The following is a 24,366-nucleotide window of genomic DNA, read 5'->3' as shown; positions in this document are numbered from 1 at the left end:
CCATCGGACCGGGTGCGGTGGGGAGCCGGTCAGCGGATCGGGGCGAGGACGCTGGCCGGGTCACCCTGCGCCCGCACCAGCACCGGGCTCGGGCCGATCGGCAGCGCACCGGTGCGGGCGGTCGGGTCGGCACCGACCGGCCCCCCGGTCACCCCGCCCGTGGCCGGCAACGACACGGTGCCGTTGGAGGTCGACCAGACCACCAGGGTGCTCTCCTTGCCCCGCCGGAACGCCACCCCGGTCAGGCCCTTGCCGTTCACCGGCTCGACGGTCGCGTCCCGGGCCGCCGCCGCCAGGGCGGCCATCATCGCGCCGGCCTGCCGTTGGGTGCCGTCCGGGTCGAGCAGCCCGTAGCGGACCTCCGCACCGGCCCGGTTGTTCGGGTTGTACGCCAGCGGCAACCAGAGCACCTCGTGGATGCCCCCGGCGACCAGCATGCTGACCACCTTGACCATCTCGTCACCCCGGGCCGCGGCGTCGTCGCCGCCGTCCTTCCAGAACTGGCCGACCTCCCACGCCTGCACGGGGACACCGGACGGCGTCTCGGCCCGCAGGTAGTCCAGCAGCGCCGGCACCCCGGAGAAGTGCTCGTAGAAGTGCAGTTGCCGGACGTCGACCACCCGGTCGTCGAGCAGTTTCTCGGTGACCGCGAGGTAGGCCAGGTTGCGGGAGTTCTGCGCGTTGTCCAACGCCGTGCGCAACGCCGTCGGGTCGTTCACCGCCGGGATCAGCCGCCCCCGGGTGCCGATCCGCCGCTGGAAGTACGCCTGGTACGCGGCGACGGCCTGGTCGGGTTGCCCGGCGCGCAGCAACCGGTCGGCGACCCCCATCCCGTACGCGACGCTGCTCATGCCCGAGTCGACCACCTTGGCCTTCGGGTCGGCCGACCGGATCGCCTCGGCGGCGGCGGTGACCAGCCGGCGGTAGTCCTCCGGGCTGCCCGCCCAGTACTGCTGCGCGTTGACCTCGTTCTCGATGGCGTACTCGCCGACGCCGTACGGGGCGTACCGCTGCACCAGCGTGCGGACGAAGTTCTGGTAGGCGGCGAGGTCCGTCGGCATCGCCGACTCGGTCTTGTTGGCCTGGCCCCGGGTGAACTTCGCCGTCCCGCCGGTCGCCCAGCACACCCCGGTACGGATCTTCAGGTGCAGGGTGATGCCGAGCTTGCGGCTGCGTTCGGCGATCTGGTCCACCGCCGCGAAGTCCGGGCTGCCCTGCGTCTTCTCGATGTCACACCAGCTGAGCTCGTGGTACGTCGTCGAGCCGGTGAGCTTCTCCAGGTAGGGCACGAACTGGTCGTGCCGGGAGAAGTCCCAGTGCGCGCCGAACGGGTTGCGGACCGGCGCACCCGCCGGCAGCGGCGTACCGCTGGCACCGGCCGACGGCCCGGTCACCGAGGGGGCGGGCCGGGGTGCAGGAGCTGGATCGTCCGAACAGGCCGCCCCGGCGACCAGGGCGAACAGCAGCGCACCGGCGATCAGCGTCCGCCGCCCGGCCCGACGGGCCACCGCCGCCCCGGCCCGACGGTGTGCCGACGACCCGGCCCGGCCGGTCGCCGGTGGTCCGGCCGCCTGCTGCCCCGGCGACCCGTCCCGGCGGTTCACCGGTAGCCCAGTTCGCGCAGGGTGGCACCGGAGAAGACCCGGACCAGCACCCGCAGGAAGGGGTCCAGCTCCCGGCGGTAGGTGCCGACCCGGGAACCGTAGATCGGGGCGTCGGTGCCGGCGGCGGCCCGCCGTCGCTCCGCCTCGGCGGTGTACTTGCCCGCCACGTCGTGCTGCTTGCCGTCGTAGTCGAGCACGCCAGCCTCCCAGGGTTCGCCGAGGAACTCGAACAGGCCACGCATGGCCTTCTCCGGGTCGGTGACCGTCTCCTCGTAGCGCAGTTCGTGGTAGCGGTCGGCCGGCAGCCGGGCCCCGGCGGCGCGGGCGATCCGGATGTAGCGCGGCCATTTCACCACGCACTTGACCGCCGACCAGTAGCCGAACCGTTTGCGGTGCGACACCACCACGTCCCGGCCGTCCCGCACGACGTGCACGAACTGCGCGTCGGGGAAGACCTCGGCCAGGAAGTCGATGGAGAGCGCGTACAGCGGGGTCTTGTCGGCCCAGCGGGTCTTGCCCCGGGAGCGGGCGTAGTCGGCCTGGATGCCGCCGAAGAAGTCGGCGATGCGGCCCAGCCAGTAATCGCGGGGGAACCCGAAGCGGGACAGCCGCTCCCAGTCCCGCCCGACGATGCGTTGCATGTCGGCCAGGAACCGGGTCTCCGGGCCGCAGCTGACCCGGGAGTGCGAGTCGAGCACCAGCCGCAGCATCGTGGTGCCGGACCGTTGGCACCCGACCAGGAAGATCGGCCCCTGCGGCCGCCCCGCCCCGGCTGCCGCGTCCGGCGCGGGCCGGGCCTGCGGGCCCGGTGCGGGGTCGGCCGTCCGTGCGGGCCGGGCCTGCGGGTCCGGTGCGGTGTGCGGGGCCGGGTCGGTGGGGTCAGCCATGCTCCACCGCCTCGGGTCGGCCGGCCGACGCGTCCAACCGGCCGGTCAGCTCGGTGCACAGCGCCCGTACCCGGGGGTCGATGTCCAGCCGGGGCCGCGCCGGGCTGCGGACGCCGACGTGCGCGTGCAGCACCGGGTCGTACGGCAGGTCGAGGAAGGCGCACAACCGTCGGGTGTACCCGGCCGGGTCGGCGACCAGCGCGTCGTACGAGCAGAGCAGGGTGTCCGGGCGGTCGGCCAGGCCCAGCGAGAAGAACAGCGAGTTGCGGACGTACCAGAACAGGGCGGCGGCGGTGTGCGGGGTCATCCGGTCGTGGTCGAAGCCGGCGACCAGCTCCCGCGTCGACGGGTCCAGGCGTTGCCCCTGCCAGCGGTCCCCGATGGTGCCGTCGGCGATCGCCCGCAACGCCCGCAGGTTGGCGTCACCGAACTTCGCCACCTCGGAGCGGGCCCGGTCGTCGACGTCCCGGTACGCCCACAGCGCCCGCCCCGGCGCGACCCCGCGCAGGTCGAGCAGCTCGTCCACCCGGTGCGTGTCGCACAGCGGCTTGACCAGCACGTACCGGTGCCGGCTGCGCCGGATGACGGCGGTCAGCACCGGGTCGGGGCGCAGCCGGAAACGGCGGAACACCACCCGGTCGTTCTCGTTGCGGACCTCCACCGACGGGTCGGCGTCCAACCCCCGGGTCAGCATGTTGGTGCCGGAGCGTTGCAGGCCCACCAGGTAGACCGGGACGGCCCGGCCGGGCGGCCCGGGATGGGTCCGGCGCCATCGCCACTTGGCCAGGGCGGTGCGGGCCCGGTCGACCGGGTCGAGCCGGTCCTCCTCGACCAGTCGCCGGATGCCCTCGGTACGCGCCCAGCGCAGGTGCCGGCGGACCCGACGGGCGGTGTACGCCAGCGCCGAAGGTTCGTCGGGGTGGGGCACCGGGTCCTCCTCGGGCACGTCGGGCGGGGTGGGGCACACGGTACCGGCAGATCATCGCGGCTGACCACGTGGCCGTGTGGTCAGCCGGCGATGGGCCGTGTGGCTACTTGGGGATCATGAGCTGGACTCACGACACCGGTGTTGCATACGGTGGGGCCCCTGGTCACCGCTGCTGTCCGGGGCGACCACCCCACCTCCCGACCCCCGACGGACCCCAGCAGCCACCTCCGGAGCAGGCCGATGCGTGTCCTCCACGTCAACAAGTTCCTCTACCGGCGCGGCGGCGCCGAGGGCTACCTGCTCGACGTCGCCGAGCTGCAACGGGGCGACGGCGACGAGGTGGCCTTCTTCGGCATGACCCACCCGGACAACGACGCGCCCACCCCGTACGCCAGGCACTTCCCGTCCCACGTGGAGCTGGACCCGACGCCACGCGGCGCGGGCGCCCGGGCGGCGGTCGCGGCCCGGATGATCTGGTCTCCGGCCAGCCGGCGGGGCCTGGCCCGGGTACTCGACGAGTTCCGGCCCGACGTGGTGCACCTGCACAACATCTACCACCAGCTCTCCCCGTCGGTGCTGGCCGCGGTGCGCGCCGCCCGGGTGCCGGCGGTGATGACCCTGCACGACTACAAGCTGGCCTGCCCCAGCTACCAGATGCTCGACCGGGGCGCGGTCTGCGACGCCTGCGTGACCGGCGGTCCGCTGCGCGCGGCCCGCCGCCGCTGCAAGGACGGCTCGTTCGGGGCCAGCTCGCTGCTCGCCGTCGAGTCGTGGCTGCACCGCACCACCCGGGCGTACGGGCCGGTGCAGGCGTTCGTCAGCCCGAGCCGGTTCCTGGCCGACGTGATGCGCCGGGCCGGGGTCTTCCCCGACCGGATGCACGTGGTGTCGCACTTCGTCGACGTCGCCGCGACGGCGGTCAAGACGGCACCCGGCGGGCCGGTGGTCTTCGCCGGTCGGCTGGCCGCCGAGAAGGGCGTCGACGTGCTGATCGAGGCGCTCACCCGGCTGCCCGACGACGTGGTGCTGGAGGTGGCCGGGGACGGCCCGGCCCGCGACGGGCTGACCGAGCTGGCCCGGCGGCGGGCCCCCGGCCGGGTCCGGTTCCACGGCCGGTTGGACAAGGCCCGGCTGCACGAGCTGGTCCGCTCGGCCACGGTGGTGGCGGTGCCGTCGCGGTGGAACGAGAACCAGCCGATGGCGGTGCTGGAGGCGTACGGCTGCGGGGTTCCGGTGGTCGCCTCCGACCTGGGTGGCCTGCCGGAGTTGGTGACCCCCGGGGTGGACGGTGAGGTGGTGCCCGCCGACGACCCGGTCGCGCTGGCCGCCGGGTTGCACCGGGTGCTGGCCGACCCGCAGCGGGCGTACCGGATGGGGCGGGCCGGTCGGGCGCGGGTGGAGCGGGACTTCTCCCCGCAGGCGCACCTGACCCGGCTGCGGGAGGTCTACGCGAGCGCCGCGCAGGCCGTGCGGGAGCCGGTGTGAACCCGCCGGTGCGGGTGCTCTACCTGGCCGGCAGCGGACGCAGCGGCAGCACCCTGGTCACCACCGTGCTCGGCCAGTACGACGGGGTCTTCGCCGCCGGGGAGCTGCGGTACCTGTGGCAGCGCGGGGAGCTGGAGAACCGGCCCTGCGGCTGTGGCCGGCCGCTGCGGGACTGCCCGCTGTGGGACCGGGTGCGCCGGGAGCTGCCGACCGACCGGGCCGCCGCGATCGCCGCCGGGCTGCGCGGCCGGCTGCGGATGCGCGGGCTGCCCGCGCTGCTGCGCCGGCACCGCCGCGGTCTCCGGCCGGTGCCCGCGCACCCCGACGACGCGGTGCTGGCCGACCTGTACGCGGCCGTGGCCCGGCACACCGGGGCGCGGGTGGTGGTCGACTCGTCGAAGCTGCCCCCGTACGGGGCGTTGCTCGGCGCGCTGCCCGGCATCGAGCTGCGGGTGCTGCACCTGGTGCGTGACCCCCGGGCCACCGCCTTCTCCTGGCGTCGTCGCCGGGGCCTCGACGGCGACACCGACCCGGAGCTGATGAGCCGCCCGCCGGTGTGGAAGGCGGCCCTGCTCTGGCTGGTCTGGAACACGGTGACCGTCCGGCTGTGGGGTGACCGTGCACCGGCGGGTTACCTGCGGGTGCGCTACGAGGACCTGACCGCCGACCCGGAGGCGACGCTGCGCCGGATCGTCGCCTTCGCCGGGGCCGACCCCGACGGCGGCCCGTTCACCGGCCCGGCGACGGTACGGCTGACGCCGACGCACTCGGTGGCCGGCAACCCGTCGCGGCACCGGACCGGCCCGGTGCCGATCACCGCCGACGTGCAGTGGCGGCGCGACCTGTCCCGCTGGTCGTACGCGCTGGTCACCGCGCTCACCGCGCCGGGGCTGCGCCGGTTCGGCTACCCGTGGCGGCGGGGCGGCCCGGCACCGGCCGGGGCGGGGCGGCCCGCGCGGGGTGGGCCGGCTGCGACCGGTGGACGGTCGGTGGGCGTCGGGCGGGCGGGGTCGACCGGGCACGAGGAGGGCTGAGCGATGTTGGCGGTGGTGGTGGGCACCGGGCGGTGCGGGTCGACGCTGGTGCAGGAGCTGTTGTCCCGGCATCCCGGGGTCGGGTTCGTCTCCGGGGTCGACGACAAGCTGTCCCGGCTCAACCTGGCCGGCCGGTTCAACGGGCCGCTGTACCGGCGTTCCGCGCCCCGCCCGGCGGGTATGACGTCGCTGCGGCACAGCCGCCGGCTGCTGGAGAAGGGTCGGCTGCGGGTCGCCCCGTCGGAGGCGTACGACCTGCTGGACCGGCACGTGGTGGCCGGTTTCTCCCGCCCGTGCCGGGACCTGACGGCCGACGACCTCACCCCGTACCTGCGGCGGCGGCTGCGGGCCTTCTTCGACGCCCGGATCGAACGGCAGGGTTGCCGGCTGCTGCTGCACCACGTGACGGGCTGGCCGCGCACCGGGTTCCTGCGGGCCGGCTACCCGCAGCTGCGGGTGGTCAACGTGGTCCGCGACGGTCGGGCGGTGACCAACTCCTGGCTCCAGATGGGCTGGTGGGACGGCTGGCGCGGGCCGGACAACTGGTTCCTCGGGCCGTTGCCGACCGACCTGCGCCAGGAGTGGGAGGAATACGACAGGTCGTTCCCGGTGCTCGCCGCGTTGGGCTGGAAGATGCTGATGGACTCCTTCGCCGAGGCCCGCGCCGTGCACCCCGAGGGCCAGTGGCTCGACGTGCGCTACGAGGATCTGCTCGCCGACCCGCGCGCCGAGGTGGCCCGGATGCTCGACTTCCTCGGCCTGGACTGGTCACCGGCGTTCGAGCGGGGTTTCGGACGCTACCGGTTCCACGCCGGGCGGCAGGCCGCCTACCACGAGGAGTTGGGCGACGCGCAGCTCGCCGCCGTGGAACGGGTGCTGGACAAGCCGCTGCGGCAGTGGGGCTACCGGGACTGACCGGCACGCCCACCGCCCCGCCCGCCCGGCCGGTGTCGTCGGGGCGGGCGGGGCAAAGTTCCTACAGGTGCAGGTGGTGGTGCCGGTCGGTCGGCCCATAACGTGCGCGGTCTCGCCGAGATTCAAGGAGACCGCATGGCTCGATTGGGAACACCCCTCCGCGCCGGGGTGGCCGCACTGTCCGCGATGGTGCTCGCCGCCCTGGGCGCGGCACCACAGGCGCTGGCGGCGCAGGACGTACCGACGATCGTGGTCCAGGACGGGGTCACCCAGCCGGTGTTCGGCTATGGCGACGCCATCCGGGAACGCCTGTTCATCGACTCCACCTTCGACAGCGACAACGACGGTCTGCGCGACATCATCGCGTTCGACCTGATGCGACCGGCGGCCACCGCGAACGGCCTCAAGGTGCCGGTCATCATGGACGCCAGCCCGTACTACTCGACGGTCTGCCGGGGCAACGAGTCCGAGTGCAAGGCCGACCTGGACGGCGACGGCCTGCTCGACAAGTGGCCGCTGTTCTACGACAACTACTTCGTGCCGCGCGGCTACGCGGTGATCCTGCTGGACATGGTGGGCACCAACAACTCCACCGGCTGCCCCACCACCAACGCCAACCAGGACAACCTCAGCGCCAAGCAGGCGATCAACTGGCTCAACGGCCGGGCCACCGCGCGCAACGCCGCCGGTCAGGTGGTCACCGCCGACTGGCACAACGGCAAGTCGGGCATGATCGGCAAGTCGTACGACGGCTCGCTGGCCATGGCGACGGCGGTGACCGGCGTCAAGGGCCTGACCACGGTGGTGCCGATCAGCGGCCCGACCGAGTACTACGACTACGTACGCAGCAACGGGGTGGTCACCCGGGGCAACAGCTACGTGGCGTCGCTGGCCAACACGGTCACCAACCCGGAGCGGCGGGAGTACTGCAAGCCGGTACGCGACGCGATGGCCGCCGCCGACGGCGACGAGACCGGTGACTACACCGCCTTCTGGAACGAGCGCAGCTACGTCAAGAAGGTCCCCAACATGACCGCCAGCGTGCTGCTCTACCACGGTCTCAACGACGACAACGTCCGCGCGGACCACTTCAGCAAGTTCTGGTACGCCCTGGCCGAGAACAACGTCCAGCGCAAGCTGTGGCTCTCCCAGGAGGGGCACGTCGACCCGTTCGACTCGCGACGCGCGGTGTGGGTGTCCACCCTGCACCGGTGGTTCGACTTCTGGCTGCACGGGGTCGCCAACGGCATCATGGACGAGCCCCGGGTCGACCTGGAGCGGGCCGCCGACGTGTGGGAGACCCACGCCGACTGGCCGATCCCCGGCAAGGCCGACACCGAGGTGTTCCTCCAGCCCGGCAGCACCGGGGCCGGCGGCCTGAAGCTGGTGCCGACCGCCAAGCCGGCGACCGGCGCGTTCCAGGACAGCCGGACCCAGAGCCAGAACACCATGATCCTCAACCCGGACACGGTGCAGCCGAACCGGCTGGCGTTCCTGTCCGCGCCGCTGACCGCGCCCCTGCACATCTCGGGCACGCCGACGGTGCAGCTGCGGGCCTCGGCCGACCAGACCGACACCAACTTCGGGGCGATCCTGGTCGACTACGGCACCGACGAGCGGGTGGCGCACCGGGCCTCCGGTGAGGGCATCGTCACCCTGGCCACCGAGGACTGCTGGGGGTTGAACAGCCCGACCGACGACGGCTGCTACAAGCAGACCGCCAAGCGGGTCGCCACGGCCGACTACGAGCTGGTCACCAAGGGCATCATGGACGCCCAGAACCGGCAGTCGATCCGTACCGCCGTGCCGCTGGTGGTGGGGGAGTCGTACAACTTCACCTTCCCGCTGCTGCCGGAGGACTACGTGTTCAAGCCGGGCCACCGGATCGGCGTGATCATCGTGGCCAGCTACTCGCAGTACTCCAGCCAGGCGGACACCACCGCCGCGAACATCCAGGTCGCCCTGAAGAGCAGCAAGATCGTTCTTCCGGTGGTCGGCGGCACCCCCGCCGCCCACGCGGCAGGTCTCTGACCGCTCCCCGGGTGGCCGCCGCCGCAGCACCGCTGCGCCGACGGCCACCCGGCCCCGGTCACCCCACCGTGCAGGGGGTGCCGTTGAGCACGAAACCGGTGGGCGGGACGTTCGGGCCGCTGTAGGACCCGACGAAACCGGCCGTGGTGCTGCCCCCGGCGGCGATCCGCCGGTTGTCGTCGGTGCTGGCGACCGTCACGGTACGCCCGGTCTGCGTCCAGGTGGCGCTCCAGCCGCTGCTCACCTGCTGCCAACCGGTCGGCCAGCTCCAGGTCAACGTCCAACCGTCGACGGGGTTCGCCCCGTTGTTGACGATCTCGACGTTGCCGACCCAGCCGTTGCCCCAGTCGCTGGCCGTGGTGAGCCGGACGGTGCAGGCGCTCTCGGCCGGGCCGGCGGTGGTGAACGTGACCGGCGACGACGACCAGGACACCTTCCCGGCGGTGTCCCGGGTCAGCACGTTGAGCGTGTACCGGGTGCCCGGGACGAGGTTGTCGACGGTGAACGAGGTGCCGGCCGTCTCACCGAGCTGCTCGCTGACCGTGCCGTTCTGCCGGTACACCTCGTACTTGGCGATCGGGGCGCCCTTCGGCGGGGCCGGCGACCAGGAGATCGTCGCCGACCGGTCGGTCACCCCGCTCGCGGTCGGCTGCCCCGGCGGGGCCGGGTGCGCGGTGACCGGGGACGAGGGCCGCAGCACCAGCGTGGTCAGCGAGTACGCCGGCAGAGTCGCGCCGGCGGCGCTGCCCGACTGCCCGGTGACCACGCCGGACGCCCCGTTGGTCAGCGAGTACGTCGTCGGCGCGGCAGCCGACGGGGTGAAGCCGGCGTAGTCGATGGTGACCGGGTGGGCGTTGTCCGGGTCCTTGTTGACCAGCAGCACCGCGAGATCCCCGTCGGCCCGCCGCACGGCGTGCGCGGTGACCAGCGGCTCGTCGGTGGCGGCGCGGACGAACTGGTCACCCGGCCGGGCGAACAGGTTCATCATCGACAGCCCGTGGTACGGCGCGAACGGGGTGTTCAGCGGCGGCTCGCAGACCGAGTTGTCGGCGGTGCACCCGCCGCTGGACAGCAGCCCGAAGTCGCCGTAGTCGGTCTGCCCGCCCACCTGCGACACGGTGCCGATGCCGTTGTGCACGTTCCACCACTGCACGGTGAAGACGCCGTTCTCCAGCAGGTCGCTGTAGGCGTCGGCGAGGAACAGCGCACCCGGCTGGGTGTTCTGCCCGGTGCCGACGTTCAGCTCGGTGAAGCTGATGCCGATCCGGGCGGCGTTCGGGCCGGCGTACCGGGTGAGCTGGTCGCGCAGCAGGTGGGCCGCCTCGTCGATGTGGGCCGTACGGGCCAGCGACTCGGCGGCGGTGCCACCGGGGTACCAGTGCACGTCCACGAAGTCGATCTTGGGGCCGGCGAGGGAGAGCACGGTCCGGTTCCACGGGCCCGGGTCACTGCCGGCGGTGATCCCGTCCGGCCAGTTCCCCGGCATGGTCAGCACCGCGCCGACCTTGATGCTCGGGTCGACCGCCTTCATCGCGTCGGCGTAGTCGACCACCAGCCGGGCGTACTGGCTGGCGCTCTTGTCGGGGTGGTCGTCGGCCTCCCAGGCCGACCCGTAGTGCCCGTTGCCGTAGTTCTCGTTGCCGACCGTCCACCACTTCGCGCCGTACCCCTTGGTGACGTTGGCGTAGCGCACCCAGTCGGCGGCCTCGGCGGGGGAGCCGGTGCCGTAGTTCGCGATGATCATCGGTTGCGCGCCGACCCGCCGGGCGGCGGCCATGAACGTGTCGAAGTCGGTGTTCGGCGCGACGTACCCGCCGGGCGCGGTGTGGTCGCGCCAGTGGTAGATATCGGCGTACGAGCCGCCCGGGTAGCGCATCATCCGCACCCCGGCAGCCTTGAGCAGGTCCGACGTCTCGGCCGTGCCGAGCTGGGAGTCCCAGATGGCGTGGTTGACGCCCAACGCGGTGGCCGGCACGGTGGCCAGCCCCGCGTTGGCGTTGACGGTCACCGCCACCGGGTCCGCCGCCGCGTCGGCGGGCGACGGGCCGGTCACGGCGAGCCCACCGGTGGCGAGCAGCAGGCTCGCGGCGAGCGCCGTCCAGCGCTCCCGGCGACGCGACGGGCGCGACGACGGGGCGGAATCTCTGTTCATACGGGTTCCTTCGTGGGTCACCACAGCACACCGCCCGGCCGGTCGGGGTTGCGTCGCCCACGAGGGCGTCGAGACGGCGGGCGGGACTGATGGACGGGAGTGCTGGCGTCGTTCCGTCGTGCTTGTCGCCGTCCCCCGGAAACCCAACGGCTCCCGGTTGCCCTGGACGACTGTCAGCCCCGCGCGCGGCAAGCCATCGACGCATCAGAATCCCACGACGATCGTCGCGAATTCAAGGCGGTGGGCCCGGGTGGTGCCGTGCCGTGCCGCCGGTCGGCCCGGTCGCCCGGCCGGGACGGCTCAACGCCGGGCAGCCACCCTCGCCGCGACCCCGGCCACCCGCACCACCGCGGCCATCCGCCGGGGCCGGGAGACGACCGCCGGCCGGGTACGCAGGCAGTCGCGCACCACGTCGGCGGCCCGCTCCACGCTGAGCAGCATCGGCTTGACCGGTGACTTCGCCATCTTGGTGTCGACGAACCCGAACCGCACGACGGTCACCCGCACCCCGTGCGGGCGCAGCGCGCCCCGCAACCCCACCAGGTACGACGTCAACCCCGCCTTGGCGGCGGCGTACCCGGGGGCCTGGGCCGACGGGGCGGCGTCGGCGAGACTGGACAGGCCCACGAGGTGCCCGCCGCCGCCGGCCACCATCGCCGGCACGACCACCTCCACGGTGCGCGCCGCACCGATCAGGTTGACCTCCAACGCCCTGGTCTGCGCCGCCAGGTCACCGAGGTCGAAGAACTCACCGACCCCCGCCGCGTAGACGCACACGTCCACCCCGCCGAGCCGGTCGACCGCCCCGGCCAGCACCGTGCGGTAGGCGTCGCCGGTGACGTCGGCGACGTGGTGGGTGTACCCGGGGGCGGTCAGGTCGCTGCCGCTGCGGGACACCCCGGCGACGGTCCAGCCGGCCGCCACCAGCTGCCGGGTCAGGGCCAGCCCGACGCCGTCGCTGTTGCCCACCACGACCGCCCGCCGCCCCTGCGCATCCATGCCCGGACTCTAGCCACCACCGTCCGGCCCGGACTGCGCACACCACCGCCCGGCCCGCGACACGAAGCCACCCCGCCCACCGGATCGGTGGACGGGGTGGCGTGGGAGCGGTAACCGTCAGGGCTGGCCCTGGTAGATCTCGTCGTCGGCACCCCGGACGAAGAGCCGCACCAGACCGCCGTAGACGCTTCCCGCCGGGGCGGAGATCGTCTGGCCCGGGCCGTCGACCGTGCTCCAGCCCGTCCACGCGCCGGAGTCCTGCAGGTACCAGGCGGTACGCAGGTCGTCGCCGCCGGTACGGACGAAGACGTGCAGCCCGCCACCGTAGACCAGGGCGGCCGGCGCGGACGCGGCACGCGCGGTGCCGGGCACGTCGCTCCACCCCGACCAGGCCCCGGTGGCCAGCGAGTACCTGTTGGTGCGCACGTTGCCGTTCGTGCCCCGGACGAAGACGTGCAGGTCACCGCCGTAGATGGCGGCGGACGGGGCCGAGTTGGCACCGGTCGGGCCGGCCAGGGTTGCCCAGCCGGACCAGGCGGCGGTGTCCAGCGTGTACTGGTTGGTGCGGACCTTGCCGTTCGCGCCCCGGACGAACAGGTGCAGTTGGCCGCCGTAGACGGTGGCGGACGGGGCCGACGACGCGGACGTGGTGCCATCGACCGTGCTCCAGCCGGACCAGGCGCCGGTGTCCAGGGCGTACCGGTTGGTGCGGATCTTCTGGTCGGACTGCACGAACAGGTGCAGTTCCCCGCCGTAGACGGCAGCCGCCGGTGCCGAGGTCGCCATGGCGTCACCGGGGACGGTGGACCAGCCGGACCAGGCGTCGGTGTTCGTGTCGTACCGGTCGACCCGTACCTGCCCGTCGGGGCCCTGCACGAAGACGTGCAGGTCGCCCCCGTAGGTGGCGGTGGCCGGCGCGGACCGCGCCTGCGCCGTACCCGGCACCGGCGTCCAGCCCGCCGCCCGCGCAGCCGAGGGGCGGGTGGCGGTGCCCACGCTGCGGGCCTGCGCCGCCGCGTCGCCCGGACGGGCGGCTGCGGAGGCGACGCCCGTGGCGGGGCCCGCCGGGTGGACGCCCGCCGGCACGGCGGCGGCGGGGGTGGCGACGAGGGTGACCGCGCCCAGACCGAGAGCGAACGCGGGCAACCGGTGCCGCACCAGTTTCATCGATCGATTCAGACGCATGCATTCTCCCTTGTGGACGACCGGTGGTGACGACGGCTCGGTCGCTTGCGGCTGGCCCACCGGGCTGCGAACCCGCCCGTTCCCGCGCCGGCCGCCGCCCCGCATCCCCGGGCGACCCCCCGTCGCCGCCACCCTATCCACCCACCCCCGTCCCCACATCCACCGAACCACCCCCACCCCCTAGTGCGGACCGCCGCCGTCGGCAGTGGCGGCGGTGATCAAGAGGTTTACGTCATCCGGAGTGGTTCTCCTGACGCAAAGCTCTTGATCACCGCCGGTGGGTGTGGTCAGACGACCGCGCAGGGGGAGCCGTTGAGGGTGAAGAAGGGCGGTTTCGCCGTGTTGCCGGTGTGGTTGGCCTGGAAGCCGATGCTGACCGAGCCACCCGGGGGGATCGAGCCGTTGTAGGAGACGTTGGTGGCGGTGACCGCCCCGCTGGTCGGCGAGTAGGTCGCGTTCCAGCCGCTGGTGATGGTCTGCCCGGCGGGCAGGGTGAACGCCAGGTTCCAGCCGTTGATCCCGGTGTCCCTGAGGGTGGTGATCGTGATCGCTGTGGTCAGGCCCGTGTTCCAGGCGTTCACGGTGTAGGCGATCCGGCACTCGGCCCCCGGGCCCGGGGTGGTGGGCGTGGGCGGGAACGGCGTCGGCGGCGTGGTGGTCGGCACCGGCGGCGTCGTCGGAGGCGGCGTGGTGGTGGGCGGCGGAGTGGTCGGGGGCGGGGTGGTCGGCGGTGCCGTGGTCGGGGGCGGGGTGGTGGTCGGCGGGGCGTCCAGGCCGAAGAACCGGATCGCCTGCGCCGCGTCGACCGGCAGGTTGTGCGTCACCCCCTGCATGCTGATCGCCTCGACCGGCGCGGTGCCGCCGCTACCGCCGTACCGGGTACGGGTGTAGCCGGCCTGCGGGGTGTCGGTGAACGTCGGCGTCTGGCTCAACCCCTGCACGTTGGTCCACTGCTTGACCTCCTCGCCGAAGTTCGGATAGCGCAGGGTCTCGTCGTTGGTGCCGTGCCACAACTGCATCCGGGGCCGCTTGCCGGTGTACCCCGGGTAGGCGTTGCGGACCAGGTCGCCCCACTGCTGCGCGGTCTTCGTCACCTGCCCGTTGGCGCACTGGCTGTTCCACTCCGAACCGTCGGTGGTGGCGAAGCAGCCGAACGGCACCCCGGCGAAGGCCGCACCCGCCGCGAACACGTCCGGGTAGTCACCGAGCAGCACGTTGGTCATCATCGCCCCGGACGAGGTGCCGGTGGCGAAGATCCGGTTGGGGTCGACGGGGTACCGGGCCCGGACGTAGTCGACCATCGACTTGATGCCCACCGGATCGCTGCCCCCGTCGCGGCGCAGCGCCTGCGGGGAGGAGACGTCGAAGCACTTGCTGCTGCGGGTCACCGACGGGTAGATGACGATGTAGCCGTACCGGTCGGCCAGGGCCGCGTACTGGGTGCCGGAGTAGAACGCCGGGCCGCTGCCGGTGCAGTAGTGCACCGCCACCAGCAGGCCCGGTCGCGGAGCCACGGTGTTCGGCACGTACAGGTACATCTGGAGGTTGCTCGGGTTGGCCCCGAAGTTGGTCACCTGGGTCAGCGCCGCCGCCGAGGCCGGGGTGGGGGCGGCGATCGCGGCCAGCGCGGTGAGCGCGGCGGCGACCAGGGCGGTGCCGAGGAGTTTGATCCTGGATCTCATGGGCGGGTTCCTCCGGAGGATCGCGGACATACGGATCTACCGATCGAGGCTGCCCGGCGGCTCGATCATGTCCGGCTCAGGAACATCCATGAGTATCGTTAGCCTGTCGTCGGCTCGCAAGGCGACCCGTACCACCGGAACTTCCGGTCGCCGCCGGGCGTGGACACCGGCGAACGGCGGGACCACGCCAGTGGATAATGACCCCATGCGTGGTCCTGCGATGACGGACGTCGCCCGCCTCGCGGGAGTCTCCCACCAGACGGTCTCCCGGGTGCTCAACGACCACCCGAACGTCCGGGAACAGACCCGGGTACGGGTCCGCGCGGCCATCGCCGAGCTGGGCTACCGACCGAACCGGGCGGCGCGGGCACTGGTCACCGGCCGCTCCCAGCTGATCGGGGTGGTCGCCCAGAACAGCACCCTGTACGGTCCGGCGTCGCTGCTGGCGGCCCTGGAGCAGGCCGCCGCGTCGGCCGGCTTCGCGGTAAGCGTCGGCAGCGTCAGCACCCTCGACCGGCGGTCCATCTCCGCCGCCGTGGAGCGGCACCTCGACCACCGGGTCGCCGGCATCGTGGTGATCGCCCCGGTGGCCTCGGCCGACGAGGCGCTCGACCACCTGCCGCACGGGGTGCCGCTGGTCACCGTCGACGGCGATCCGGCCCGGGAGGCGGCGCTGGTCACCGTCGACCAGGCGGCGGGGGCCGGGCTGGCCACCCGGCACCTGTTGGACGCCGGGCACCGCACGGTGTGGCACGTCTCCGGCCCGGCGGACTGGTTCGACAGCGCCGGGCGGGTCGAGGGCTGGCGGGCGGCGCTGCGGGCGGCCGGCGCGGAGGTGCCGCCGGTGCTGTCGGCCGACTGGAGCGCGGCGTCCGGCTACCGCTGCGGGCAGATGCTGGCCCGGATGCCGGAGGTGACGGCGATCTTCGCGGCCAACGACCACCTCGCGCTGGGGGTGCTGCGGGCGCTGAGCGAGCGGGGGCGTCGGGTGCCGGAGGAGATCAGCGTGGTCGGCTTCGACGACGTGCCGGAGGCGGCGTACTTCATCCCGCCGTTGACCACCGTGCGCCCCGACTTCGACGCGGTGGCCCGCGCCGGCCTGGCGATGCTGCTACGCCAGATCGAGGCCGGCCCGGGAGCGGTCGAACGGCACACCATCGCCCCCACCCTGGTCCACCGCTCCAGCGTCACCGCACCCCCCACCTAACCCCCCACCCCACCCCACCCCACCCCCGCCTGGCGGCGGTGATCAAGAGGTTTGCGTCAGGTTGGAGATCAACGGTGACGCAAACCTCTTGATCAACGGGGTTGGCGGCGGGGTGGGGAGGGAGGGGAGCGGGGGTGGGTCAGTTGTAGGGCATGGTGGGGAACCAGCCGATGCCGAAGATCGCCGGGACCCGGAGGTCCCAGTAGACGACGGTGAAGACGCCGAGGGCGACCAGCAGGGCGCCGGTGACCAGCGCCGAGCGGGTCGGGTCGGTCATCCAGCGCAGGAAGCCTCCCCGGGTGACCAGCACGACGACGACGAAGAGCAGCGTCACGATGACGATGTTGCCCAGCGACTGGAGGGTGAACGCCGCCGCGCCGTACAGCGGGTTGCCGGTCTCCACCGCCCAGTGGAAGAGCTTGTTGAACAGCGGGTACGGCCGTCCGATGAGGAAACCGCCGATCAGCGCCCCGATGAGCACCACCCGGGCCACCGGCCGCCGGGCGAACACGTCGGGCACCAGCCCGAGGGCACCCAGCCCGAGCAGGGCGAGCACCAACCCGATCACCCCGAAGACCACCGACGACTGGATCAGCCGGACCGGCATGCCACCGACCGTCTCGGTGGACAGCTGCGGCAGGCCGTCGCCGATCAGCACCCCCACCGCGCCGTACGTCGCGGAGACCGCGATCATCCCCAGTGCCAGCCAGCCCACCGGGCGGACCAGCGTACGCAGTTGGTGGCGCAGCCCGGTGGGCGATCCGGCCTGGCTCAGCGGCCCCACCGACGCGACCATCGCGATGTTGCAGGCGGTGAAGGTGCCGGCGAACCCGGACACGAAGGCGAACAGCAGCCCCGCGCCGGTGCCGCCGATCGCCGTCGCCTTCGCGTCGTGGCCGAGCAGGTTGTTGGCCACCGTGTCACCGATGACCGAGTCGACGAGCTCGAACGACCAGAGCACCGCCAACAGCACCCCGGCGACAGCGCTGACCAGGGCGGCGGTGCCGTGCCGGGCGGGTGCCGGTGAGACCGGTCGCACCGGCGTCGGCGACACCGGCCGGCGGGGGGCCGGGGACTCGGGACTTTCTCGCAGGGCCATGGTGCCTCGTCTCTGCCGATCCGGGCGGGCCCACGGCCGACCGACAGCGACCCGACCCGGCAGGCGCCCGGCCCACCGGGCCCCGGGCCTGACGGGTGACGCCGTGTGTCGTCGCACCCGCCGGGCAGCGACCGCTGCCCGCTCACAGCATGCCGACGCGTACCGGTGGGGTCTTATTCGAGCGTGCCGACTTCGGTCGGCCTGTCGAACCGTCGGGCCGAACCGTCCGACCCGCGCAGCACCCGTGCCGCCACCGTCGGCGCGAGCAGCCGGCGCGGTGGGTCGACCAGGTTGAGTACCCGCAGGAACGCCGCACCGAGCGTCGGGTTCGCGGTGGCGGCGGCGTGCAGCCGGTGCACGTAGGCGTTGGTCAGCCGGACCCGCGCCGACCGGGGGCCGGGGACCTCGGGGAAGCGCAGGTCGGTGCCGACCGCGATGGACCACGGCATGTCGATCACCCGGGCCGCCCGCCGGAAGAACCGCCGGGCCAGCCCGTGCGGCCCGGCGGGCAGCAGCCGGGCCAGCTCCACCGCCTGCAACGCGGCCGCCGTGATGCCCTGCCCGTAGATCGGGTTGAAGCTGCACAGCGCGTCGCCGAAGACCAGGTAACCGGCGGGGAAGCGGCGCAGCCGCTCGTAGCGGCGGCGGACGCTGGCCGGGAACCGCATCCGGGCCGGCGCACCGAGCGGTCGGGCGTGCCGCAGCAACGCGCCGATCTCCGGTGCCGGCAGGCTGTCGGCGTAGGCGAGCAGGCCGGCGTCGTCGAGCGGCGGTTCCTCGCCGAACATGCCGCTGAGGGCCACCGCGAACCGGTCCTGCTCCTGCACCGCCACGATCCCACCGCGGGTACGACCGGGCACCGCGTTGGTGAGGACCCCGAGCAGCCCGTCGAGCTGCTGTGGTTGACGGTGGTAGAGCCGGGTGACGTAGGTCAGCCCGACCGGCACCTGTTCCTCCGGGGCGGGGCGGTAGCCGAGTTCCGCCAGCCACACCGGGCTGCGGGTGCCCCGCCCACCGGCGTCGACCACCAGTTCGGCGGAGAGTTCCCGGGTGGTCGAGGGGTCGTCGGCCCGGCGGTGCACGCGTACGCCGGTCACCCGTCGCCGGTCCGGCGTGGTGGTCAGGGCGGTGACCTCGTGGCCGGGCAGGATGCTCACCCCGGGCAACGCGGCCACCCGGTTGCGGATGACCTGCTCCAGCAGGGGGCGGCCCACCCCGATCGCCCGCAGCCCGGACGCCGCCGGCTGCATCAGGTAACCGTCGTTGTACCAGCGCACGTCGCCGTGCAGGTCGATCAGGGGCGCACCGAGCGCGACCAGCTCGTCGGTCACCCCGGGCAGCAGTTCCTCCAGCACCTGCCGTCCCCGGTCCAGCAGCACGTGCAGCTGCCGGCCCTGCGGCACCCCGCGTCGACTGGCGGCCTGCTCGGGCAGGGGATCGCGGTCGACCAGGGTGACCCGGCCGTGGGTCTCGCTGAGCACACGGGCGGCCAGCAGCCCGCCGATGCTCGCGCCGACCACCACCGCGCTGTCGGTCGCCATGCTCCGACGCTAGGCGTACGGCTGTCGTCCTGTCGTCTCGCAACGTGCGCTTCATCGACCATTGACGTGGTCACCGTACCGGGGAAGGGTGACATGATGCGACGGCGCGAATCCCATCCGTCGTCGTACGACGTGTTGCGGGGCGACCGTACCGACCCGCCGGGGCGCCGTCGCCCGGTCCGGTACGGGCCGGTCGGGGCCTGCCCCGCCGCGGCCTCCGCGTCACCTGACAGTGCTGATCCGGACGAAAGGACTCCTCGTGCGCCGCTTCCCGCGAACGTCCGTCTTTGCCGGTGCCCCGGTGCCGCGCCGCCACCCGTGGCGTCGGGTCGTCGCCGCCGTGGCCGGGCTCGTGCTCCTGCTGGTGGCCGCCCCCAACGCGGTCGCCGGTCCGCCCGGTCCGGCCGGGACGGCCGACCGGGCGCTGCCCCCCGGGTTCCGGCACGGCTTCGTCGAGGTCGAGGGGACCCGGCTGCACTACGTGCGTGGGGGGAGCGGACCGGCGTTGGTGCTGCTGCACGGTTGGCCGCAGACCTGGCAGGCGTGGCGGCCGGTGCTGCCGGCGTTGCGCGCCGGCCGGACGGTCGTCGCGTTCGACCTGCCCGGTCTGGGTGACTCCGCCGCGCCGGCCGGCGGGTACGACAAGGCCACCACCGCCCGCCGGTTGCACGCCGCGACCCAGCAGCTCGGCCTCGGCCGGGTGGAGTTGCTCGGTCACGACGTCGGCGCGTTGGTGGCCTACCCGTGGGCGCGGGACTACCCGGCCGACGTGTCCCGGATGATCGTCATCGAGACCGCGCTCTCCGGCTTCGGCCTGGAGGACCTCTACAGCCGCAGCTGGCACTTCCTGTTCAACGCCACCCCGGCGCCGACGCCCGAGCTGCTCATCGACAACGACGACGTCCCGGTCTACCTGGACCGGATCTTCGACTTCTCGTCCCAGCACGACACCATCGACCGGCCGGTCTACTACCGCGCCTACCGCGACCCGGCCGACCGGACGGCCGGCTACGAGTACTACCGGGCGTTCGACGCCGACATCGCCGACAACCGGGCGCAGGCCGCCGCCAAGCCGGTGACCGTGCCGGTGGTGGCGATGGGCGCGGCATTCTCCTTCGGCCCCGGGGTCGCCGCCTCCTACCGGCAGGTCGCCACCGACGTGCGGCAGGTCGTCGTACCGGACTCGGGCCACTGGGTCCCGGAGGAGAACCCGCGGTTCCTCATCGACTGCACCAGGTTGTTCCTCGGCCTGCCCGGGGCGCCGACTCCGACTCCGGCGTTGGCCGGCTGCGCCGCCTGATCCACGGCCCGGTGCCCCGCACGTCGTACGTGCGGGGCACCGGCGGATCGGGGCCCGGCGCGGGTGCCGCCGGCCGGCCGGCCGGGACGTGGGCGCCCGGGTGGAGCGGGTCAGGCCAGCGCGTCGAGCGCGGCGCGGTCCGCCGGGGTCAGGCGCATCCGGGCCGCGGCCATGTTCTCCTCGAGGTGCCGCACCGAGCTGGTGCCGGGAATGACCAGGATCGCGGGTGAGTACGCCAGCAACCACGCGATCGCGATCTGCGCGCGGGTGGCGTCGTGCCCGTCGGCGATCCGGTCGACGGTACGCCGCTGCGTGGCGCTGAAGTCCGGCCCGAACGGCAGCTGCGGTCGCCCGGTACGCCCGCTGAGCAGCCCCGCACCCAGCGGGAAGTACGGCACGAAGGCGATCTGCTCCTCGGTGCACCGGTGCAGCACGTCCAGGCAGTCCCGGTCGAGCAGGTGGAACCGGTTCTGCACCGCGGCGATCGGGATCGTCGCCCGGGCCTGGTCCAGTTGTTTCAGGGTGACCCCGCTGAGCCCGACGTCGCCGACCAGGCCCTCCTCCCGCAGCCGCACCAGCATCGCGAACGACTCGGAGAACCGGGTCCCGCCCGGGCGGAGCAGCCCGTCCCCGCCGACCCGCAGGTAGACCAGCTCCAACCGGTCCCGGCCCAGCCGGCGCAGGTTCTCCTGCACCTGCCGCCGCAGCTGGTCGGGGGCCCCGGCGGGCACGAAGTCGCCCCAGTTGTCGCGTACCACCCCGATCTTCGTGCCGATCACCAGGTCGTCGGGGTACGGGTGGAGGGCCTCGCGGATCAGGTCGTTGGCCACGTGCGGGCCGTAGAAGTCACTGGTGTCGAGGTAGTTCACCCCCAGCTCGACGGCCCTGCGCAGCACGGTCAGTGCGGCCGCGTGGTCGTCCGGGGGGCCGAAGGAACCGGGACCGGGCAGTTGCATGGTGCCGAAGCCCAACCGGTTGACGCTCGACCCGTCGCCCAGCCGGAGCCGGCCGGCCTCCGGTGCGAGCCTGTCCGACAGTGTCACCGTTGCTCCCCTCGGGGGACGCCGCGCGGGGCGACGTCCGTGTGTGCGGGTCTGCCGGGCGGCGGGAGCCGGCGGGACGCCCGCCACCCGTCGGCCATCCTTCCGGACGACCCGGTCACCATCGGGCAGGCCGGTGCAGCGTGTCGGGCACCGGGTGACCCTGCGTGAGCCTGGTGGTGGCCGCCACGCGGCGGCCGGGACGCGCCGGGGGCGTGCGGCGGGCGTCGCGGACCCGGTGCCGTCGGCGGGTTCCGTGCGGGGCTGCGGGGGCGTCGCCGACCCGGTGCCGTCGACCGGGTTCAGTGCAGGGGACGCGGGCCGAAGCCGAGTGCCCGGTCCACGCCGATGTGGAAGAACCAGCAGGCGGCCACGAGCGCGAGCACCGACCATCCGGTCGCGTCGAGGGCGTGCGCGAGGCCGTACCCGGCGAGCAGGACGAAGGGGGCGACGTAGGTGTGTCCCAGGTTGTAGACGATCGCGCCGACGCGGTGGTCGACCGCGTAGCCGAGCATCGACAGGTCGAAGAGGAGGAACAGGGCGAACAGCCACCACCAGGCGAAGCCCGTCAGGACGAGCAGGACGACGGCGGCCCCGGCGACGGCTGCGCCCTCGGCGCGGTGCAGGACCGGCACCGGGGTGGCCGGCGGGGCGCCCCGGGCGGGCCCGGCGCTCACGGGTGCTTCCAGTTCTCCAAGGCGGTCAGCATGCTGTTGACGGCCCTGTCGTAGCTGCGTTCGAGGTCGGCGGCGAGCTTGAACGCGCCGACCGTCTCCAGGCTGACGAAGCCGTGGATGACCGAGCGCAGGAACCGGGTGGCGTCGATCGCGTCGTCGCCGAGGAGCTGGTAGCCGGCGAGCACGCTGTAGATCACCTGGAGGGCTGCGGCGCTCGCCTGCTGGTCCTCGACGTCGTCGGGTTCGGGTGCCCGGATGGTCATCGGGTACTGCATCGGATGTTGCCGGGCCCACGTCCGGTAGGCGGCGGCCAGGCTGCGGACCGCGTCGTCGCGGGCGCGGCCGATGCACGCCCGGGCGACGGTCGCCGACAGGTTCGCCTTGGCGCGGAGCATGATGCCCCGGCGGAGCCCGGGAAGGCCGTCGATGTGCTTGTAGAGCGACGGGACGCGGACGCCGAGGCTGTCGGCGAGTGCGGCGAGGGTCAGTTCGTCGGCGGGGTGGGCTTCGAGCAGTTGTGCGCCGCGCGCGACGACGACGTCGGTCGTGAGGCCGGCCCTAGGCACGGGCGTGCACCCTGCTGAGGAAGTCGAGCACGGCCCGGGCGGTCAGCTCGGGCTGCTGGGACTGCGGGTAGTGGCCGGCGTCGGGCACCATGACGACCTCACCGCGCAGGGTCTCGCCGATCCAGGCCGCCTCGGCCGCCGGGTCCTTGAAGTCGGGGTCGCGCTCGCCCATGACGACCAGCACGGCGGTGTCCACCTCGGCGAGCCGCGCCTCGGCGAAGCGGTGGTCGGTCTGCCGGGCGGTGCGGGAGAACGCCGCGCCGTAGCCGGGCTGCCGGAGCTTGGCCACGACGGCCGCCCGGTATTCGGCGAAGTCGGCCGGCTTGGCGCCGGCGTAGAGGGTGGGCAGGTAGGCCTTCCAGACGCGGGCCACCCACAGCGGCGACATGAGCAGGTGGAAGAGGCTCCGCATGCCCGGCGGCTGTCGGGGGTTGCGGACGAACGGCCCGACGAGCACGAGCCCGCAGACCTGCGCGGGGTGCTCGGCGGCGACGATGACGCCGGCACCGGCGGCCAGTGAGTTGCCGACGACGACGGCCGGTCGGCCGAGTTCGTCGATCAGGGCGCTGATGTCGGCGGCCGTCTCGGGGTCGCCGTAGGAGGTGAAGGTGGTGTCGCTGTCGCCGTGGCCGCGCAGGTCGGTGGTGACCACCGTGTAGCCGGCGTCGACCAGGGTCGGGGTGAGGAAACGGTACGACGAGCGCAGCTCCGCCATGCCGGGCACGAGGACCACGAGCGGGCCGCTGCCCTGGACGTCGTAGGCGATGCGGCCCTCGGCGCGGTGCAGGTGGCGGGTCGGGGGCGGGTCGGTGTTCCGGGAACCGGTCATGAGGCTAGCTTAGCTAGCTCAAAAGCTAACCGCAATAGCTTTTGCTGCCGGGAGGAGGTCGACGGGGTTCGTGACCAGCTCAGCACGCCAGCCGGACCGGCGGGCGGGATCAGGAAACCCGCACACCGGTCCGGTCGGACGATCCTCACAAATTAGTATCTAATGCCTCAAAAGTGACTCTGTGGCCCGGTGTGGCTCACAGCCGGACCAGACCACCGTCGGCCATGATGGTCTGCCCGGTGACGAAGGCGGCGTCGTCGCTGGCCAGGAAGGCCACCGTGCCGACCACGTCCTGCGCCTCGCCCGGCCGCTTGATGGCCTGCATCGCCGCCACGTGCTCCTGCGCCGCCCCCGCCATCGGGCTCTCCGCGAGCCCGGGGGTACGCGACAGCGTCGGCCCGACCGCGTTGACCGTGATGCCGTACGAGGCGACGTCGCTGGCGAGCGCCCGGGTGAACCCGATCACCCCCATCTTGCTGGCCATGTAGTGGGTGAACCCGGGCAGGGCCAGACCGACCGAGTTGGAGGTGAGGTTGACGATCCGCCCCCACCGCGCCTCACACATGTGGTGCAGCACCGCCTTGGTCATCAGGAACTGCGAGTCGAGGTTGACCGCCAGCACCTTGCGCCAGGCCTCGTACTCCAGCTTGAAGATGTTCTTGGCCGGATAGATGCCGGCGTTGTTGACCAGGACGTGGCAGCCGCCCATCCCGGCGGTGATCTCCGCGCCGATCCGGGCCACCTCGTCGGGGTCCGAGACGTCCCCGGTGACACCGAGGGCCTTGCGCCCCTCGCCCTCCACCAGCGCCACCGTCTCGATCGGGTCGACCAGGTCCACCGCCACCACGTCCATGCCCCGGCGGGCCAGGCCCTGACAGATCGCCTGCCCGATGCCCCGCCCGCCGCCGGTCACCACGGCGATCCGGTTACCCGTGCCCGTCATCAGCCCCACCCCTTCGCCGTGGCGTCCTGGTCGTCGACGACCGGCCCGGACCGCCCGGCGGCCAGCCGCAGCGCGCCCGACGGGCAGAGGTCGACCGCGACCCGGGCCTCCTCGGTGTCGACCGGCTGCCGACGCAGCAGCACCCGGCCGTCCTCGCTCTGGTCGAACAGGTCCGGCGTGGACAGCACGCACTGCCCGGCGCCGATGCACAGGCCACGGCTCACCACCAGCGTCGTCGTCGGTTCCTCCGCGCCCACCGGGT

Annotated in this window: 21 protein-coding genes; 6 read left to right on the top strand and 15 right to left on the bottom strand. The window is 73.2% G+C overall.

Annotation, left to right across the window (positions count from 1 at the left end; all coding sequences use genetic code 11):
• Window positions 1-29 precede the first annotated feature (29 nt).
• From AB0B63_RS09345 to AB0B63_RS09335, 3 genes are read right to left on the bottom strand one after another with little or no spacing between them, the layout of a single operon-like run.
• The gene (locus tag AB0B63_RS09345) at window positions 30-1,604 is read right to left on the bottom strand and encodes a hypothetical protein (protein WP_357016241.1); all 1,575 of its coding nucleotides are present in this window, start codon (window positions 1,602-1,604) and stop codon (window positions 30-32) included.
• Window positions 1,601-2,491: a sulfotransferase gene (locus tag AB0B63_RS09340; protein ID WP_208566672.1), complete on the bottom strand. Its 891-nt coding sequence runs from the start codon at window positions 2,489-2,491 to the stop codon at window positions 1,601-1,603. Before AB0B63_RS09340 ends, AB0B63_RS09345 begins: the two co-directional genes overlap by 4 nt.
• Window positions 2,484-3,419 carry a hypothetical protein gene (locus AB0B63_RS09335; protein ID WP_357016239.1) on the bottom strand — a complete coding sequence of 312 codons (936 nt, stop codon included), beginning with the start codon at window positions 3,417-3,419 and terminating at the stop codon, window positions 2,484-2,486. The genes AB0B63_RS09340 and AB0B63_RS09335 overlap by 8 nt, the downstream gene beginning before the upstream one ends.
• A gap of 240 nt (window positions 3,420-3,659) precedes the next feature.
• Here AB0B63_RS09335 and AB0B63_RS09330 point away from each other — a divergent pair, with 240 nt between their 5' ends.
• The 4 genes from AB0B63_RS09330 to AB0B63_RS09315 all read left to right on the top strand — a co-directional run bounded on the left by AB0B63_RS09330 (window position 3,660) and on the right by AB0B63_RS09315 (window position 8,884).
• Window positions 3,660-4,904: a glycosyltransferase gene (locus AB0B63_RS09330; protein WP_208566670.1), complete on the top strand. Its 1,245-nt coding sequence runs from the start codon at window positions 3,660-3,662 to the stop codon at window positions 4,902-4,904.
• Window positions 4,901-5,938 carry a sulfotransferase gene (locus AB0B63_RS09325; RefSeq protein ID WP_357016236.1) on the top strand — a complete coding sequence of 346 codons (1,038 nt, stop codon included), beginning with the start codon at window positions 4,901-4,903 and terminating at the stop codon, window positions 5,936-5,938. The genes AB0B63_RS09330 and AB0B63_RS09325 overlap by 4 nt, the downstream gene beginning before the upstream one ends.
• 3 nt (window positions 5,939-5,941) lie before the next feature.
• Window positions 5,942-6,853: a sulfotransferase gene (locus AB0B63_RS09320; protein ID WP_357016233.1), complete on the top strand. Its 912-nt coding sequence runs from the start codon at window positions 5,942-5,944 to the stop codon at window positions 6,851-6,853.
• Window positions 6,854-6,988: 135 nt separating this feature from the next.
• Window positions 6,989-8,884, top strand: a complete 1,896-nt coding sequence (locus AB0B63_RS09315) for a CocE/NonD family hydrolase (RefSeq protein WP_357016230.1) — start codon at window positions 6,989-6,991, stop codon at window positions 8,882-8,884.
• A gap of 58 nt (window positions 8,885-8,942) precedes the next feature.
• On the opposite strand, the gene AB0B63_RS09310 is transcribed toward AB0B63_RS09315, so the two are convergent.
• From AB0B63_RS09310 to AB0B63_RS09295, 4 genes are all read right to left on the bottom strand, one after another.
• Window positions 8,943-11,036 (bottom strand): cellulose binding domain-containing protein, encoded by a 2,094-nt coding sequence (locus tag AB0B63_RS09310; protein WP_357016227.1) that lies wholly within the window; start codon window positions 11,034-11,036, stop codon window positions 8,943-8,945.
• Window positions 11,037-11,336: 300 nt separating this feature from the next.
• Window positions 11,337-12,035 (bottom strand): SDR family NAD(P)-dependent oxidoreductase, encoded by a 699-nt coding sequence (locus tag AB0B63_RS09305; RefSeq protein WP_357016224.1) that lies wholly within the window; start codon window positions 12,033-12,035, stop codon window positions 11,337-11,339.
• A gap of 117 nt (window positions 12,036-12,152) precedes the next feature.
• Window positions 12,153-13,220 carry a hypothetical protein gene (locus AB0B63_RS09300; protein WP_357016221.1) on the bottom strand — a complete coding sequence of 356 codons (1,068 nt, stop codon included), beginning with the start codon at window positions 13,218-13,220 and terminating at the stop codon, window positions 12,153-12,155.
• Between the two features lie 287 nt (window positions 13,221-13,507).
• Window positions 13,508-14,902 carry a PHB depolymerase family esterase gene (locus AB0B63_RS09295; protein WP_357016218.1) on the bottom strand — a complete coding sequence of 465 codons (1,395 nt, stop codon included), beginning with the start codon at window positions 14,900-14,902 and terminating at the stop codon, window positions 13,508-13,510.
• Window positions 14,903-15,107: 205 nt separating this feature from the next.
• On the opposite strand from AB0B63_RS09295, the gene AB0B63_RS09290 reads away from it, so the two are divergent.
• Window positions 15,108-16,109 carry a LacI family DNA-binding transcriptional regulator gene (locus tag AB0B63_RS09290; protein ID WP_244252065.1) on the top strand — a complete coding sequence of 334 codons (1,002 nt, stop codon included), beginning with the start codon at window positions 15,108-15,110 and terminating at the stop codon, window positions 16,107-16,109.
• Between the two features lie 139 nt (window positions 16,110-16,248).
• On the opposite strand, the gene AB0B63_RS09285 is transcribed toward AB0B63_RS09290, so the two are convergent.
• Window positions 16,249-17,208, bottom strand: a complete 960-nt coding sequence (locus AB0B63_RS09285; RefSeq protein WP_244252064.1) for a hypothetical protein — start codon at window positions 17,206-17,208, stop codon at window positions 16,249-16,251.
• A gap of 173 nt (window positions 17,209-17,381) precedes the next feature.
• Entirely contained in the window at window positions 17,382-18,749 is a 1,368-nt protein-coding gene (locus AB0B63_RS09280) for an FAD-dependent monooxygenase (RefSeq protein WP_357016214.1), read from the bottom strand.
• 301 nt (window positions 18,750-19,050) lie between these two features.
• On the opposite strand from AB0B63_RS09280, the gene AB0B63_RS09275 reads away from it, so the two are divergent.
• The gene (locus AB0B63_RS09275; RefSeq protein WP_357016211.1) at window positions 19,051-20,049 is read left to right on the top strand and encodes an alpha/beta hydrolase; all 999 of its coding nucleotides are present in this window, start codon (window positions 19,051-19,053) and stop codon (window positions 20,047-20,049) included.
• Between the two features lie 110 nt (window positions 20,050-20,159).
• On the opposite strand, the gene AB0B63_RS09270 is transcribed toward AB0B63_RS09275, so the two are convergent.
• From AB0B63_RS09270 to AB0B63_RS09245, 6 genes are all read right to left on the bottom strand, one after another.
• The gene (locus AB0B63_RS09270; RefSeq protein ID WP_357016208.1) at window positions 20,160-21,092 is read right to left on the bottom strand and encodes an aldo/keto reductase; all 933 of its coding nucleotides are present in this window, start codon (window positions 21,090-21,092) and stop codon (window positions 20,160-20,162) included.
• A 299-nt stretch (window positions 21,093-21,391) separates the two neighbouring features.
• On the bottom strand, window positions 21,392-21,766 hold the full coding sequence (locus tag AB0B63_RS09265; protein ID WP_357016205.1) for a DUF4260 family protein: 375 nt from the start codon (window positions 21,764-21,766) through the stop codon (window positions 21,392-21,394).
• Window positions 21,763-22,332 (bottom strand): TetR-like C-terminal domain-containing protein, encoded by a 570-nt coding sequence (locus tag AB0B63_RS09260; RefSeq protein WP_357016202.1) that lies wholly within the window; start codon window positions 22,330-22,332, stop codon window positions 21,763-21,765. The genes AB0B63_RS09265 and AB0B63_RS09260 overlap by 4 nt, the downstream gene beginning before the upstream one ends.
• Window positions 22,325-23,161 carry an alpha/beta hydrolase gene (locus tag AB0B63_RS09255; RefSeq protein ID WP_357016199.1) on the bottom strand — a complete coding sequence of 279 codons (837 nt, stop codon included), beginning with the start codon at window positions 23,159-23,161 and terminating at the stop codon, window positions 22,325-22,327. Before AB0B63_RS09255 ends, AB0B63_RS09260 begins: the two co-directional genes overlap by 8 nt.
• A 196-nt stretch (window positions 23,162-23,357) precedes the next feature.
• Complete coding sequence (locus tag AB0B63_RS09250) at window positions 23,358-24,104, bottom strand: SDR family oxidoreductase (protein ID WP_357016196.1); 747 nt, start codon at window positions 24,102-24,104, stop codon at window positions 23,358-23,360.
• A complete protein-coding gene (locus AB0B63_RS09245) occupies window positions 24,104-24,334 on the bottom strand; it encodes a (4Fe-4S)-binding protein (protein WP_208566830.1) in 231 nt (76 codons plus the stop codon). Before AB0B63_RS09245 ends, AB0B63_RS09250 begins: the two co-directional genes overlap by 1 nt.
• Window positions 24,335-24,366 lie beyond the last annotated feature (32 nt).

The organism is Micromonospora sp. NPDC049081 (assembly GCF_040648835.1).
Lineage (GTDB): Bacteria > Actinomycetota > Actinomycetes > Mycobacteriales > Micromonosporaceae > Micromonospora > Micromonospora antibiotica.
The sequence above is the reverse complement of the archived record's forward strand: the minus strand, read 5'-3'. Positions and strand labels throughout refer to the sequence as shown.